16 protein-coding genes are annotated in these 15292 nt (G+C 55.0%); 14 read left to right on the forward strand and 2 right to left on the reverse strand.

Annotated elements, in window-relative coordinates:
* The first annotated feature begins 46 nt into the window (after nucleotides 1-46).
* The 3 genes from ACMG4N_RS06145 (at nucleotide 47) to ACMG4N_RS06155 (ending at nucleotide 3990) form a co-directional block, all read left to right on the forward strand.
* A complete protein-coding gene (locus ACMG4N_RS06145) occupies nucleotides 47-1543 on the forward strand; it encodes a DUF945 family protein (protein WP_414433109.1) in 1497 nt (498 codons plus the stop codon).
* Nucleotides 1544-1645: 102 nt separating this feature from the next.
* Nucleotides 1646-2017: a YbaN family protein gene (locus tag ACMG4N_RS06150; RefSeq protein ID WP_290510974.1), complete on the forward strand. Its 372-nt coding sequence runs from the start codon at nucleotides 1646-1648 to the stop codon at nucleotides 2015-2017.
* Between the two features lie 197 nt (nucleotides 2018-2214).
* Complete coding sequence (locus tag ACMG4N_RS06155) at nucleotides 2215-3990, forward strand: acyl-CoA dehydrogenase C-terminal domain-containing protein (protein ID WP_414433110.1); 1776 nt, start codon at nucleotides 2215-2217, stop codon at nucleotides 3988-3990.
* A gap of 150 nt (nucleotides 3991-4140) precedes the next feature.
* Here ACMG4N_RS06155 and ACMG4N_RS06160 read toward each other — a convergent pair whose 3' ends face one another.
* Nucleotides 4141-4776 carry an endonuclease gene (locus ACMG4N_RS06160; protein ID WP_414433111.1) on the reverse strand — a complete coding sequence of 212 codons (636 nt, stop codon included), beginning with the start codon at nucleotides 4774-4776 and terminating at the stop codon, nucleotides 4141-4143.
* A gap of 106 nt (nucleotides 4777-4882) precedes the next feature.
* Nucleotides 4883-5494: a TetR/AcrR family transcriptional regulator gene (locus ACMG4N_RS06165; RefSeq protein WP_414433112.1), complete on the reverse strand. Its 612-nt coding sequence runs from the start codon at nucleotides 5492-5494 to the stop codon at nucleotides 4883-4885.
* Nucleotides 5495-6037: 543 nt separating this feature from the next.
* Between ACMG4N_RS06165 and ACMG4N_RS06170 the strand changes: the two genes are divergently transcribed.
* The 11 genes from ACMG4N_RS06170 to ACMG4N_RS06220 all read left to right on the forward strand — a co-directional run bounded on the left by ACMG4N_RS06170 (nucleotide 6038) and on the right by ACMG4N_RS06220 (nucleotide 15286).
* Nucleotides 6038-6217: a Flp family type IVb pilin gene (locus tag ACMG4N_RS06170; protein WP_297770085.1), complete on the forward strand. Its 180-nt coding sequence runs from the start codon at nucleotides 6038-6040 to the stop codon at nucleotides 6215-6217.
* Nucleotides 6218-6278: 61 nt separating this feature from the next.
* The gene (locus ACMG4N_RS06175; RefSeq protein WP_414433113.1) at nucleotides 6279-6779 is read left to right on the forward strand and encodes a prepilin peptidase; all 501 of its coding nucleotides are present in this window, start codon (nucleotides 6279-6281) and stop codon (nucleotides 6777-6779) included.
* Between the two features lie 73 nt (nucleotides 6780-6852).
* On the forward strand, nucleotides 6853-7695 hold the full coding sequence (gene cpaB / locus ACMG4N_RS06180) for a Flp pilus assembly protein CpaB (protein WP_414433114.1): 843 nt from the start codon (nucleotides 6853-6855) through the stop codon (nucleotides 7693-7695).
* A 26-nt stretch (nucleotides 7696-7721) separates the two neighbouring features.
* Nucleotides 7722-9179 (forward strand): type II and III secretion system protein family protein, encoded by a 1458-nt coding sequence (locus tag ACMG4N_RS06185; RefSeq protein WP_414433115.1) that lies wholly within the window; start codon nucleotides 7722-7724, stop codon nucleotides 9177-9179.
* Entirely contained in the window at nucleotides 9172-9426 is a 255-nt protein-coding gene (locus ACMG4N_RS06190) for a hypothetical protein (RefSeq protein WP_297770097.1), read from the forward strand. Before ACMG4N_RS06185 ends, ACMG4N_RS06190 begins: the two co-directional genes overlap by 8 nt.
* 45 nt (nucleotides 9427-9471) lie before the next feature.
* On the forward strand, nucleotides 9472-10800 hold the full coding sequence (locus ACMG4N_RS06195; RefSeq protein ID WP_414433116.1) for a pilus assembly protein TadG-related protein: 1329 nt from the start codon (nucleotides 9472-9474) through the stop codon (nucleotides 10798-10800).
* A complete protein-coding gene (locus ACMG4N_RS06200) occupies nucleotides 10793-11272 on the forward strand; it encodes a TadE/TadG family type IV pilus assembly protein (protein WP_297770102.1) in 480 nt (159 codons plus the stop codon). Before ACMG4N_RS06195 ends, ACMG4N_RS06200 begins: the two co-directional genes overlap by 8 nt.
* Complete coding sequence (locus ACMG4N_RS06205) at nucleotides 11262-11762, forward strand: TadE/TadG family type IV pilus assembly protein (RefSeq protein ID WP_297770105.1); 501 nt, start codon at nucleotides 11262-11264, stop codon at nucleotides 11760-11762. Before ACMG4N_RS06200 ends, ACMG4N_RS06205 begins: the two co-directional genes overlap by 11 nt.
* A gap of 21 nt (nucleotides 11763-11783) precedes the next feature.
* Complete coding sequence (locus ACMG4N_RS06210) at nucleotides 11784-12971, forward strand: AAA family ATPase (protein ID WP_414433117.1); 1188 nt, start codon at nucleotides 11784-11786, stop codon at nucleotides 12969-12971.
* A gap of 14 nt (nucleotides 12972-12985) precedes the next feature.
* Nucleotides 12986-14287: a CpaF family protein gene (locus ACMG4N_RS06215; RefSeq protein ID WP_414433118.1), complete on the forward strand. Its 1302-nt coding sequence runs from the start codon at nucleotides 12986-12988 to the stop codon at nucleotides 14285-14287.
* A gap of 9 nt (nucleotides 14288-14296) precedes the next feature.
* Nucleotides 14297-15286: a type II secretion system F family protein gene (locus ACMG4N_RS06220; RefSeq protein ID WP_290510988.1), complete on the forward strand. Its 990-nt coding sequence runs from the start codon at nucleotides 14297-14299 to the stop codon at nucleotides 15284-15286.
* The last annotated feature ends 6 nt before the right edge of the window (nucleotides 15287-15292 follow it).

Genomic DNA, 15292 nt, shown 5'->3' on the forward strand with positions numbered 1-15292 from the left:
GTGTCGACACAAAAAAGACGTAACAGGGATGAGGGGGGTTATATCCATGAAGAAGGTTATTGCACTGATTGTGGTGCTGGTTGTGGCGTGGCTGGGGGCTACGTTTTATGTGGGCATGCGCGCCGAGACGCTGGTTCGCGAAGAAGTGGCCGGTCTGGAAGTGCTTCCGGGTCAGAGCGATATTGTTTTTGACGTGCTTCGTTATGATCGCGGGCTGTTCCGTTCCGAGGCGGTGACCTGCCTGATCGCTCAGGGCGAGCTGGCATCCAATCCGAACCTGGCGATGTTGTCCGGGCAAATCTGCTCCCTGAGCACCATTCACCACGGGCCTTTCGCCTGGACCGATGATGGCTTGTTTGTGGGTATTGCCGCCAGTGAGGAAGTGCTGGATCTGCGTGAGCTGCCCCCGGAAATGGCGGCCATGGTGAATGAAATCTTCCAGGGCAAGCCGCCGGTGACCGGTTACAGTCGCTATGGCTTTGATGGTGGGCTGACCATGAAGGTGGCGGTGTCGCCAGTGAATCTGGAGGCCCCCATGGGCAAGGTGGTGCTCGAGGAGTTGCAGCTGGACGTGTTGCGTCCGACCGCTGACACCTACCCGGTCAACACCTACCTGTCCCTGCGGGGGCTGGATGTGTCCTCCCCGAAAATGGGTTTCGCGGTGGACTCACTCACGGGTTCCGTGGATATCGTTGCCATGTTGGGCGGTGAATTGCCGCTGGCAGATATCAACCTTGCCGGCAAGGAGTTGCGCTGGTCTCAGGGGGAGCAGCCGATGCTGGCGTTTGACCTGACCCTGCAGGGCAACAGCAAGGACCACGGTGATACGCTTAGCGGCGACAGCCGCTTATGGCTGGAGAATATCAGCGGGCCAATGGTGCCGCTGCCCATGGACAGCGCTTACCTGGGCATGGACTACGCCGGTCTGGACCGGCAGGCACTGGTCAAGGTGCACGCCCTTAACCGGGAAATGGATGAAATCCAGACCCGGGCACTGATGGGCGCCCTGTCCGGCAATGGCGAGCAGGATATGGAACAGCAGATGGCCCGTATCCAGACCCTGCTGGCAGAAATGACCCAGGTGGCTGCGGAGCAACTGCTGCACCCTGGTGACAGTAAGTTGTCACTGCAAATGCTGGTGGACCACCAGGGCGAGCGACAGCTCACCGTCGACAGCAAAGCCCGTTACCTGGGGCTGGATGGCAACAACCTGCCGGCCGACGAGCTAATGGCGCTCAATGAAGCGCAGATCCAGCAAATGCTGGATGTGCAAGTGCGCGTGGACATGCACGAGTCACTGGTGCCGGCGCCCTACGTCGCCCGGCTGACAGCCTTGGCCGAGCAGGGCGTGGTAGAAAGGCAGGGCGAGCGCTGGAGCAGTGTGCTCAGCGCCAATGGCGGCGCCCTGAGCCTTAATGGTCAGCCGGTGAGCCCAGAAGAGCTGCAGGAGCGCATGAAAGCGATTTCCGGGCCAGCTGCCGCTCCGCAGGCGGCTGAAGGCGAGGCAGCCCTGGACGATCCGCTGGCCTATCACGTCGACTGATCCGCAAAACCCGCCGTCCGGCGGGTTTTTTTATTCCCCGAAAATGGGGCATGCTGTAATGACTCTCTGGCGGGGCAATTGCCTGTTCTAAGGAGGGGAGACATGGAGACAGTCAGGGTGCTGTGCTGGCGCTCAACGGCAATCCTGTTCGTTCTGCTGGGCATGATCGGTGTGGTGGTCCCGGGTATGCCGACAGTGGTCTTTCTGTTGCTGGCCGCCTGGGCTGGCAGCCATGGCTGGCCGCGGCTTGAGCACTGGTTGTTGCACCATCCCCGCCATGGCAGCCACATCCGTCAGTGGCGCGAACAGCGTGCCATTCCCCGCCGTGCCAAGTGCGCCGCCTCCACCATGATGTTGATCAGCATTGCCTTGATCAGCCTGTCTGCCGCCCCGAATTACGTGAAAATCGGTGTGCCGCTGTTTCTTTGCGGGGTATTGCTGTGGATGTGGCGCCGACCGGAGCCGCTTGAATAGGCCGGCGGATTTATTCGAATACGGCGAAAATGAAGCAAAATGTGCGCAAACTGCCCTTAATGTTCCCAATTTCATCCACAATACGTGATTCTTGCGTCAACGGTGGGGGCCATGAACGGCGGGTCACAAATAACCCTGTTACCTGACGCTTTGCCTGCCTAAAATTTGCGCCCTGCCAACTTTCGGGAGATGTGCAAATGGCGACCTATAAAGCGCCCCTCGAGGACATGCGTTTTGTTCTCAACGATGTGTTCAAAGCGGATCAGCTGTGGGCCTCCATGCCTGCCACCGCCGAGGTAACTCGCGACCTGTCCGACGCCATTCTGGAAGAAGCGGGCAAGATGACCGAAGGCTTGCTGTTCCCGCTGAACCGTAACGGTGACGAGCAGGGCTGCACCTGGAACGACGGTGAAGTGACCACCCCGGACGGCTTCAAAGATGCCTTCAAGACCTTTGCGGAAAACGGCTGGAGCGCGTTTTCCGGAAACCCGGAATTTGGTGGTCAGGGCATGCCCAAGTCCCTGGCGGTGCTGTTCGAGGAAATGATGCACAGCGCCTGCTCCTCCTTCGCCCTGTATCCTGCACTCACCAGCGGCGCCTGCCTGGCCATTGATGCCCATGCCAGCCAGGAACTGAAAGAGCAGTATCTGCCCAAGCTCTACAGTGGTGAGTGGAGCGGCACCATGTGCCTGACCGAGCCTCACTCCGGTACCGATCTGGGTATTCTGCGCACCAAGGCCGAGCCCAACGACGACGGTTCCTTCAACATCACCGGCACCAAGATCTTCATCACCGGTGGTGAGCACGACATGACCAGCAACCATATCCACCTGGTGCTGGCGAAACTGCCGGATGCGCCCGCTGGCTCCAAGGGCATTTCCCTGTTCCTGGTACCCAAATTCCTGCCCGACGCGGACAACAACGCGGGTGAGGGCAACGGGGCCACCTGTGGCTCCATCGAACACAAGATGGGCATCAAGGGCTCTGCCACCTGTGTAATGAACTTCGACGACGCCAAGGGCTGGATCATCGGCGAGCCGAATCAGGGGCTGGCCTGCATGTTCACCATGATGAACTATGAGCGCCTGTCCATTGGCCTGCAGGGCCTGGGCCTGGGTGAAGTGAGCTACCAGAGCGCGGTGGACTATGCCCGCGAACGTCTGCAGGGCCGCAGTGCCACTGGCGCGAAAAACCCCAATGGTCCGGCGGACCCGATCATCGTTCACGGCGACGTGCGTCGCATGCTGATGAACATGCGCGCCATCAATGAAGGCGGCCGCGCCCTGGCCGCCTATGTCGGGATGCAACTGGATACCGCCAAGTTCAGCGAAGACGCGGACGCCAAGAAAAAGGCGGAAGATCGGGTGGCCCTGCTGACGCCGGTGGCCAAGGCCTTCTTTACCGACCGGGGGCTGGACACCACTATCACCGGGCAGCAGGTCTTCGGTGGCCACGGTTATATCCGTGAGTGGGGCATGGAGCAGTTCGTGCGCGACTGCCGCATTTCCCAGATCTACGAAGGCACCAACGGCATCCAGGCTCTGGACCTGGCGGGCCGTAAAGTGGCGCGTAATGGCGGCAAGTCTGTTGAGGCGTTCCTGGCGGATGCCCAGGCCTGGGCCGAGGAAAACAGCGCTAACGGCCAGCTGGCTACCATCAGCAGTGAGCTGCAGGCGGCGCTGACCCTGCTCAAGGACGCCACCGACGAACTGCTGTCCCAAGCGGCCAGCAATCCGGACGCCATCAGTGCTGCCGCGGTGGAGTATCTGGACCTGTTCGGCTATGTGCTCTATGCCTGGTTGTGGGCGCAGATGCTGGCAGCCACCGATGGTCGTGACGACGATTTCGCCAAGGCCAAGCGCGTCACCTGCCAGTACTACTTCCAGCGCGTCCTGCCCAAGGCCCATGCCTTGTTTGCCCAGATCAAGAGTGGGGCGGATACCATGATGGGTCTGGACGGCGAGTTGTTCTGAGTTAAAAGTTGAAAGTTCAAAGTTAAAACGCGGGAGAGGTTATCCCGTACTGAAAACCAAGAGGCCGCGCCCAATGAAGGGGCGCGGCCTCTTGCGTTTAATGAGCCAGGTAAATTTTTCCGCTTTTAAACTTTTAACTTTCGCCTGCTTCTACGGAAACTGCATATTCAACGGCGAACTGCCTTGCAGAGATTCCGCGCGATCCGGTTCATCGATGAAAGGGTTGCGGTTGCCCTGTATCTGCTCGATCACGTTATTGCGGCGACGTTCCTCGTCGTCCACCGGGTCATCCCGGTGCCAGCGCTGGTACATCTCCAGCGTGCCCAGCAGGGGGATGTCATACCTGTCGTACAAGTACAGCATGGCCCTGGCCACATCACCCTTGGCGGACGTTGGTGGTTCGAACACCTGAAAGGCTTGCTTGTAACCACACTCGGGATCCGTGGCTGTGGTGGCAGGCAGATCGCCCAGGAGGGTCCGGCGCCGGTCAAGTTCAGCGTGTCGCGTTACCGGGAACAGGCTGTGGCGGTCCCGTGAGACCTCGACAAACTGGCGATTGCTCTGGCATAGCCGACTGGTTCGGCAACCAAAATGTTGGGCAAGCCGGCGCTCGTCATAGATATGTTCTAGAGAAACCCGATCATCGGCCTGGAAAGCTTCCTGGCAATACAGCGTTTTGCCGCCGTTGGCGTACACCTGCTTAAGAAACGTCTTATCAGGCGTGTCGCCATAGCTGGTAGCTATAGGCAAGAAAAATGCCAGCAGCACCAGTGAAAACTTATTCATATTGTGAGCCCCGTCACATGTCTGCTCTTGCCATCTTAGCCCCCAAAGCCAGAGTGACAGCTAACCATAATGTATACCGGGGTGATGAAAGGTGCCAATGGCTGGACTAACGGTTGTCTAACAAAAAAGTCACACAGTCATGAATATGTGCGCTGATCGCACTTTTTGAGGGTAGTTGCTCCGGTGCCAGCAGGGCGCACAGTTGGAACTCGGCCTTCACCATGCCCAGGAACTGGCGGGCGGTATGCGGGGTAGGTAGCTTGGCTGGCAGTTCTCCCTCTCGCTGCAGATGTTTCAAATACTGTTCCAGCTCGCTGAGTAGCAATTCCGGCCCGGCCAGGTAGACCGTGCGCCCCAGATCCGGAAAGGCCGGGGCGTGGCTGATCAGTAGACGGTACAGCTCCAGATTGAGCGGCTCCAGGAGGGCGAACACAAAGTTCTTTGCCAGCATCGTCAGCCCGTCACGGGCAGACATGCCAATCACATCAATAGAGCGTACTTCTTCCACCAGCTTGTCGGCGTGAAAACGAATGACCGCGCTGAACAGTCCCTGCTTGTCACCAAAATAGTCATAGAGGCTGCGCCGGGAGCCGCCAGCCTGGCTGATGATCATGTCCAGTGTGGTGCCTTCATAGCCGTGCTGAAGGAAGGTGTTCGTGGCAGCTTCAAGGATGGCCTGCTGGCGTTTCTGGCCACGCTGACTGATGGGCTGACTCATGATTGCGGGCCTGTTGACGTTTTACAAAGGGTACTGAACAGGACACTTCTCGGCAATTTGTGCCTTGTCGCTTTGCAGAACCCTGCAAAAGCCACCTTTTGAAGTCGGTATGGCACGGTGAGAGAGGGTTCAGGAAGAATATAAAAATATATAAAGCTCGGCGTTTTATGCAGAGAACCTTGTTCGTAATGAGTCCAGCGTCCTCTGGTTACGAAATGGCTTACAACGAAAGTCGTATATTAACATTCCCTATTCCTCAAGAAATTCAATCGCTTATCGTATTTTTTATGCTTTAACTCATTTGGGGTATGGAGTATTTGATTGATTTATAAAGAAAAAAAACAGGGGAGGAACGGTATTCATTTTCTCTAGCAGAAACAGGTTACAGAAAGATTAATCCCTCAAACAGCAAATATATATATTTGCCCGTTGTGCAAGCGCCAAATGATGTATGTCCGCATTGTTTATGTGACCAGCTTTGCAAGGCTGACATATTTTACAGGCGGCTAACTAAAGGAAAGTTTGATGTCTGGAGGACAAGTCATGAAACAGCTGTTTATGCAATTCATCAAAGAAGAAGACGGGGCCACCATGGTGGAATACGCAATCCTGGTCGCTCTGATTTCCGTGGTCGCTATTGCAACGATTGTTCTTATCGGTCAGGAGGTGAACACATCCTTCGAAACCGTTAACACAGAACTGACCGCTGCAAACGCTGAATAACTGATATAGCTGATCCAGAAACTCTGCCCGCCGCAAGGCGGGCAGAGGAGGTGATCCGGAAATGGTGACTCTTGTTCTGACCTTATCTCTATTGATGCCGGCGGTGTATTACGACATCACCGAAAGGCGAATCCCCAATCGTCTTATCGCGATTTTTATTCTTGTTATTCCTGCTGTTCTATTTCTCGTACAAGGTGCTTCCGTGTTGCCCTCGCACTTTGCTGCCGCAGGAATTGTTTTTCTCTCGGTTTTTGTTTTCTGGTTATTGGGCTGGCTGGGGGCTGGTGATGTGAAGTTGCTGGCGCTTGTTGCTCTGATAGCCGGGCTCTCCCTGGTTCCTGAATTATTACTGAATACAGCGCTGTGCGGCCTTGTCCTGGCGGTACTGGCGATAGTTGCGAAAGGCGCGTTTCGACAAACAGGAAAAAGATTGTTTGCAGTGGTACGAGGTGCCCCTGCCGGTGAAATGGAGCAGGACGGCAGTCAGGCAAAATTACCGTATGCGGTGGCCATCGCTGCCGGTGCGGTACTCACAGTGTCAGGTGTATCGCCGCTACCGTAATAACAGTGGGTGATACGGGAAGGGACGGAAAAGGAGATTCCTCATGCAGTTGCGACCGCTATTGATTCTTCTGGTGGCCATTATTCTGGGTGGGCTTACGGTCTACCTGGTGAACCAGTTTCTACAACGAGAAGTGAGCAGCCGAGCGGATATGCGAACCATCGCCACCGTGCCGGTGGTGGTGGCAGCAGCGGATCTGAACAGTGGAACCCGGCTGGATGAGGTGCTGCTTAATGTGGTGGATTGGCCGGAATCCAGTGTTCCTGAGGGTGCGTTTCGGACCAAGTCCGCACTGCTTCAAGACAAGCCTCCGCTTATTCTGACCCAGGCGATCAAGGGTGAGCCGATTCTGAAATACAAGCTCTCACCGTACGGTGCCCGAGGTGGCCTGCCTGCCAAAATCCCTGAAGACAAGCGTGCCTTGACGCTGTCGGTGAATGAGATAACCGGGGCCGGTGGTTTTGTTATGCCGGGCGATTATGTCGATGTTCTGCACACCACCACGTTCGGGCGTTCTGACAAAAACCCGGTGACGCGGGTGATTTTGCAAAATGCCAAAGTGCTGGGGATCGACCAGCGCTCCAGCGAAACCGATACCGAACCGAAAGTGGTCAACGCTATCACTATTCTGGTCGCGCCTTTTGATGGCCAGCGTATTGTTCTGGCTGCCAAAACGGGTGACCTGAATCTGTTGCTGAGAAACGAGTTCGACGCATCCATTGTTGAGACCGAATTGGTGACCTACAAGGATCTTCTGACAGAGGAGCCGGCTCGGGAAACCAAAGTGGTTCGCCGTGTTCGGCGTGCGCCTCCCAAACCACAGGTTGAAGTGATTCGTGGTCTGGAAGTGGAAAATCAGACGGTGAAAGAAGGTGAGGTTCGCCAGCAAACGCCTGCACCGGCCGGCGCGCAATAGGATTCCAGGGAGGAAGGAGAATGAAGATGCATACAGAAATTCGGTTATCAGGCTGGTCAATGTGTGTGTTAGCGACATTGATGATGGCGATGATATCAAGCGTGCATGCGGTAGAAGGTTACGAGCTGCAGTTCAGTGATGGTTTACAGAAAGAGGAGCTGTCGCTGTCTCTGGGAAAATCCCAAATGATCTACTCGCCGTCGCCATTGGATCAGGTTGTTATTGGTAATCCGGAAATCGCGGATATCAAGCTTCTGTCATCCCGGCATGTGCTGATTCTGGGGATGAAACCGGGCCATACCAACCTGGCGTTTCGCGACAAGAATCGAAATCTGGTCGCGCTGATGGATGTGATTGTCGGTTACGACATGGATCAGATGAAGCGCCGCATCTATGAATTGATGCCGGAAGAAGACGGCATCCAGATCCGCGGCGCCAATGATCAGGTAATACTCTCTGGCAAGGCATCCAGTGTGATGGCCATGGAGCAAGCCCTGTCTGTAGCGCGCAGCTTTGCCCCCAAGGAGAAGGTGGTCAATATGCTGGAAGTGGGTGGTGGCACCCAGGTGATGCTGGAAGTGCGTATCGCCGAGATCAAGAGGACGTCTCTCCAGGAGTTGGGTGTCAGCCTGCAGGCGTTTAACCAGGATGGGGTCAAGACACTGGCCACCGCCACGGGTATCGCGCCCAATAATATTCCCTTCCTGTCATCCGTCTTTACCGATCCAGCCTCCACTATCTTCGGTTATAACGGTATCAGTGTGCGGCTTGATGCACTGGAGCGTGAAGGGCTTGCCAAAGTGCTGGCAAAACCCAATCTGACGGCCCTGTCCGGTCAGGAAGCCAGTTTCCTGGCCGGTGGAGAGGTGGCTATTCCGGTGGCTCAGGATGGTGATGAGGGCAATGTCACCATCACGGTGGAGTTCAAGGAATTTGGTGTCGGCCTGAAGTTCGTACCCACAGTGCTGTCAGATGACAGCATCAATATCAAGCTGAATGCGGAAGTATCCGCCATTGATCCTTCCAATGGTTTCCAGGCGTCCGGTTTCAATATTCCCGGGTTTGTCACAAGACGTACCGGCACCACGGTGGAGATGGCTGATGGGCAGGCGTTTGCCATTGCCGGCCTGATCCAGGATGACCTGAATAATGTGATCAGTCAGGTGCCTGGCCTGGGCAGCATCCCCGTGCTGGGGGCCTTGTTTCGTTCCACCGAGTTCAAGCGCAACGAAAGTGAGCTGGTGGTGATTGTGACGCCGAAACTGGTGACACCGAAACGGGTCGATCAGTACGCATTGCCCACGGATGTTTTCGTTCCCCCCAGTGATATCGACCAGTACTTGATGGGCTTCCTTGAGCACAAGCCCACCCGGAATCGCAATGCCCGTAAGCAGGAAAATGATCCGTCACAGGACACGTCAAGCCGTGGTGGTTTGCATGGAAAGTTCGGCCACCAGATCAGGGAGGTAGCTAACAATGAATAGGATACTGACAGTGCTAATGGTGATTTTTCTCAGCGGCTGCGCAAGAGAATCCCTGCGGCCGGATTATGGCTATAGCGTGGATCACAATAACCAGGTTCAGGTTATCAATCCGGATGCTCGCTACAAGGATCATCCTGTCATCAGCACCCATGGCGGGAAGCTGGATGCGGGATACGAACGCTTCCTGAAAGATGATGGAAAAGTGGAAGAAGGAAGGATCGTGGAGGATGTCTCCAGCTCCAACTGATGGAAAAGGATGAAAATGATGAAAAGGCAGCAGCGTGGCGCCTATATGGTGATGATGGCGATACTGATCGTGATACTGATCGGTGTTGCTGCTCTGGCCATTGATGTCGGGCGGGTTCTGATGATGCGAACCGATATGCAGAATGCGGCGGATGCTGCTGCCCTGGCTGCGGCTGCTGAGCTGAATTCTGATAACAATGCTCAGGACCGTGCCCGTTCTGCGGCACGCGATTTGCTCGAGCATGATGCACGTTTTGCCCGTGTTACCGAATTACTGGGGGCCACCGGGCTACCGGCAGGCGCCTTCGAGTTTTTCTGTGTCATCGGCAGTGAAACGGATGTTTCTCCATCCGATCCGGGCTTCAGTGACTTTTGCAGCGGTGCTGAAGTGGAGCCAGGCAAGTATGCGGCCACATCGGATGTGGATACGCATTATGTGAGAGTGACTCTTGATCCGGCTCTGGCAGCAGATGGGGACCGATTTACCTCTGACCTGATTTTTTTACCGGTACTCGGCGCTCTGGGTATTGATACTGCAGATACGGCCACGGCAGTCACCAATGCGTTGGCAGGACGAAATTTCTTTACCTGTAATTACCCCCCAATGGCCATGTGCGATCCCTGGGAATCCGAGGGCTCTCATTTCAGTGATGAAATGGAAGTGGGTGCACATATCGAAATGCGCCAGCAGGGGGCCAACCAGTGGAGCAGTGGTAATTTCGGGTTCCTTCAGCCGCCGAACGCGGGGCCCGGAGCAAATGATGTGTCGCTGTTTATCGCCAATGAAGGTGACGTGGGTTGCCAGCCGGCAACGTTCACCACCCAGACTGGCTCAATGACGGCCAAGACCCGAGCCGGATGGAATACCCGGTTCGGTATTTATGACGGGCCCAACCCTTTCCAGAATTTTGACAGCGACTGGCCGCCGGCACCCAACGTGGTTCCGTATCCGCTGGACGCCAATTCAGATTCTATCGATAGCCGTATCGGTGATGGTGACTGGGATTTTGATGCCTACTGGGCAGCAAACCATGGCACACCTGCACCAAATGGCTGGAGCAATGTCAGCCGCCCAACCCGCTATGAGGTGTATCAGCACGAGATTGCCAATGATATTCCTGCGGCTGGTCAGCCGGTAGACCCGGCAGGTCCGGAGTCTCGGCGAGTCATGAACATGGCGGTATTGAGCTGCGAAGCATTAGGTATTACGGGAGGAAAGAAAAGTGGCGTGATTTTTCCCAGAGACGGTTTTGCCAGGATGTTTCTGGTGAAGCCGGCGGAAGGTCCTCCTGACGTGACGTTCTATGGGGAATTCATCGGCTGGGCCCAGGATACGGATGATAATTACCATGTGCAGATTCAACTGTATGAATAAGTTGCCTGCACGTCAGGCAGGTGCGGCCATGGTGGAGTTTGCCATCCTGCTGCCGCTGATGATCGTGCTGGTGTTCGGTATTACCGAGATGGGCCGCGCGATCTACCAGCAAAACACCCTGAGCAAGGCAGTGGCGTCTGGCGCTCGTTATATGAGCCGTTCCGCACAAAGCGTGAATGCCGATTGCACGCAGGCAGGGCAGTGGGGTGCTTCCATCAATAATGCCGCAAATCTGGTGGCTTTTGGTAATCAGGCAGGAAACGGTAATGCCCTACTGCCAGACCTGAATGCGGGAGATGTGAGCTTCACACTGGAGCAGCGCATGGTCACCGGTGGTGATAACGCTTGCGTCATTATTGCCACAGCTTCCGTGGACTTCAGTGCCATCTTTGGCGACACCATCGTGCCTTTCCTGGATCTGGGGCCTATCACTCTCAGTGCCACCGTGGAGGAGCGTTACCATGGTGAATAAATGCCTATCAAGAAAGCGAGAGCGTGGGTCAACCATGGTGGAAATGGCGATCACGCTACCGCTTTTCCTGCTTCTTATCTTTGCCATCATTGAACTGGCGTTGGTGATCTTTACCTGGACGCGCGCCGTGGATGCCACCCGAGCAGGCGCCCGTTATGCCATCGTCAATGACGCGGTAACCGATATTGCCTCTCTGGACTGTTCCGCTGTGTCGGACGTGACGGTGACCTGTGATTCGGCCAACTGCGACGATCTGATGAATGAAATGAACTCGCTCTATCGGGATCTACAGGCGGCCAATGTAACCGTGCGCTACGGCTGTTCTTCCACGGGGTTTTCCGGTAATCCGCGGCCAGTCAGAGAGGTCTCAGTTTCTATTGTTGGCCAGGAATATGAATTGGTTTTGCCGGGTGTGATCGGGTTGGACCCGAATCTTACGCTACCGGATTTTACCAGCACACGGGTCAGTGAAGACCTGAATACACCCTGAAGCAATTCAGAGGGAGCAAGGATGAGTACAGGATTGGTCATCGGACTGATATACCGCAATGAGACTACCAAGGCTCAATTCGGCCAGATCGTCACAGGGCTGAAAGCCGGGTTTGTTGCATTGCCCTATACGCTTAACGGCAGCTTGGTGGTCAAAGTCCATGAGTCTGGCTGCCATGCTGTCATCGTCGAGGGTAATGACGAGGGCGAGCAGGATCCTTCGCATATTGAGGCATTGATCAGCGAGCTTCCTGATATTCCCGTCTATGCCGCTTTCCGAGAACCCGGTGTTGACGTTATTCGTCGCCTGATGCGGGTTGGCGCCCGTGATGTCATTCCCATACCCCCCTCCGAAGAAGACTTGAAGAGAGAGCTATCCAGGTTGAAAACCGGACTGGGGCCGGATGTAGATGCGAGAAAAGGGAAGATTATTTCTGTTATCAACAGCAAATCTGGCAGTGGTGCCACAACCATCGCTGTGAATATTGCCTGTGACATTGCCGCCATGGATGAAGACTTGAAAGTGGCTCTGATCGATCTGGATATTCAGTTCGGTAGCGTGTCTCTGTATCTGGATGTTAAGTGGCAGGCAAATGTCATGGACGCGCTGGGACAGGCATCGAGACTCGACAAGACCATGTTCAACGCCATGATGAGTCGCCATGATTCCGGTCTTTATGCGTTGCCGGCGCCAAACAAGATTACTCGACTTGATCGAGTCAGTTCCGCTGATGTCAAAAAATTCCTGGATGTAGTGAAACAAACGTTTGATGTGGTGGTGCTGGATCTTCCCAAAGCGATTAACGACTGGAATGAGGAGATTCTCAAGGCCAGTGACAGTATCTATGTGGTGATCCAGCGAAGTCTGGCGGTGTTGCGTGATGCCCGTTTGCTGATGTCCTATTTTCACAGCGTGGGCATTGATGATGGTGATATCACCATTGTGGATAACCGTTATCGCTCGAAACACTCCACGGTGACCGATAAACAGATTCATGACACGTTGAAGATTGAAAATATGGTTCGTATTGCCAACGACTACGATTCCGTCATGGGGTCACAGGATCATGGCATGCCATTGAGTAAGCACGCAAAACATAGCCGTATCAGTAAGGATATATATCAGATATCCGAAAAGATCGTGGAAGAACTTACCGGTGAAAAAAGAGAGCAAGCCGGCCTGCTGGGGCGGCTTATCGGGCGGCATTGAGAAAGGAGTTCACCATGTTTGCCAGTGAAAGAGGGATTGATGAGATGGATTTCAGTGCAGTGCAGAAGAAGGTGCACTCACTGTTGATGGAACGCCTGGATCTCCGTCAGATGGAAAAGATGGAGGACAAGCTGGTGCGAAACCAGATCCGGCTTGCCCTGCGTGATCTGATTGATGAAAACGGGTTTGTGCTCAATGAGCATGAACAGAGCGTACTGATCGAAAACGTGGAAAACGAAGTGCTGGGTATGGGGCCGCTTGAGCCTCTACTTCGTGACCCGTCTATCTCCGATATCCTGATCAACACCGCTGACACCTGTTATATAGAGCGCCATGGTGTGCTGGAAAAGGTCAACATCCGTTTTCAGAACAATGATCACTTGATGCGAATCATCCAGAAAATTGCCGGTGCAGTCGGGCGCCGGGTGGATGAATCCAGCCCCATGGTGGATGCCCGCCTGATGGATGGCTCGCGGGTCAATGCCATCATTCCGCCGCTGGCGGTGGATGGGCCCCTGCTGTCTATTCGTAAATTCGCGGCAGACCCGTTAACGGTCACTGACTTGATGAATTTTCGATCGATTACCCAGCCTATTGCCGAGTTCCTGAAAGCCGCGGTCAAGGCGAGAACCAACATCCTTATTTCCGGGGGTACTGGCTCCGGGAAAACCACGCTGCTGAATGTGGTGTCCGGTTTTATCCCTGCCAATGAACGAATCCTGACCATCGAGGATTCAGCCGAACTGCAGCTCCAACAGCCCCATGTGGGAAGACTGGAAACGCGCCCGGCCAATATTGAAGGAAAAGGGGCGGTTGTTGCTCGCGATCTGGTGAGGAATGCCTTGAGAATGCGCCCCGATCGGATTGTGGTCGGTGAGGTGCGCGGCGAGGAAGCGCTGGATATGTTGCAGGCCATGAACACTGGTCATGACGGCTCACTCTCTACTATTCACGCCAATTCGGCCCGCGATGGCATTTCTCGTCTGGAGCACATGATCGGCATGGCGGGCGTCTCCATTTCTCCCAATGTCATCCGCCAGCAGATCGCTGCCGCCCTGGACCTTATTGTGCAGACCGAGCGGCTTTCTGATGGTCGGCGCGCGGTGATCAGCGTCCAGGAAATTACCGGCATGGAGCAGAATGTGGTGAACATGCAGGAGATTTTCCAGTTCAAACGATTGGGGGTGGATGAGAACGGCAAAGTCCAGGGGGAGTTCCGGGCTACGGGCATTCGCCCCATGATGATGCAGCGGATCAAGGAGCGTGGTGTTGCGCTTGATGAAGGTGTTTTCGATCCTGATCGTGTTTACGAATAGGGGGCGGCCATGATTATCAATGAAATCACTATCATCATATCGCTGATTGCGTTTCTGGCTGTGGTGGGGCTGATTGAAGGCTTCTACATGCTTTACCGTTCCATGAATGTGGAACGCACCCAGGCGGTGAGCAAGCGGCTTCGTAACCTTTCGGCTTCCGGGCTCAGTAATGAAGAGGCGTTGTCTCTGTTGCGCCGGCGAACGTTCAGTGAGGTGCCGGCGTTAAACCGGATTCTGGCCATGTTTCCCCGTTCACATTCCCTGGATCGAATGCTGGTTCAATCCGGGGTGGATCTCACGGTCTCACGCTATCTGTTGATTCAGCTTTCCCTGTTTGTGCTGACTTTTCTGATTCTCTGGCTTCTTCTCAAGGTGTTCTGGTTCCTGGCATTGCCGATTGCCATGCTACTGGGATTCTATGTTCCCTATGCTTATGTAAAGGCGAAGAAGCGGGAGCGGGCCCGTAAGATTTCGGAACAATTACCGGAGGCCATGGATTTTCTTGCCCGCAGCATGCGAGCCGGGAATCCGTTCTCTGCGGCCATCAAGCAGGCCAGCAGGGAAATGGCAGAACCGATTGCCCCCGAGTTTGCCACCACCTTTGATGAGTTGAACTTCGGTATGGACCTGGAAGACACCCTGCGTCATCTGGCCCAGCGAAGCAGTAGTGAGGAAATGCGTTACTTCATCACCGCGGTGCTGATTCAGAAATCCACCGGTGGCAATCTGGCCGAGGTCCTTAACCGCCTTTCTGCGGTGATGCGCTCGCGGGCAAGAACCTTCCGGGAGATTCGAGTGCTTGCTGCAGAAATGAAGTTTTCTGCCAATATCCTTATTGCCTTGCCGTTTGTGGTAGCCGGGGCGCTGTTGCTATTGAACCCTACGTATCTTTACACGCTGGTGGAAACCACCATGGGTTACATCGTGATCGGTGCTCAACTGGGGCTGATGCTGCTGGGGTACATTGTCATTCACCGAATGATCAACTTCAGGGTCTGATCAAGG

Origin of the sequence: Alcanivorax sp. IL2 (genome assembly GCF_047495475.1) — a bacterium.
In the GTDB taxonomy this organism is placed as follows: domain Bacteria; phylum Pseudomonadota; class Gammaproteobacteria; order Pseudomonadales; family Alcanivoracaceae; genus Alcanivorax.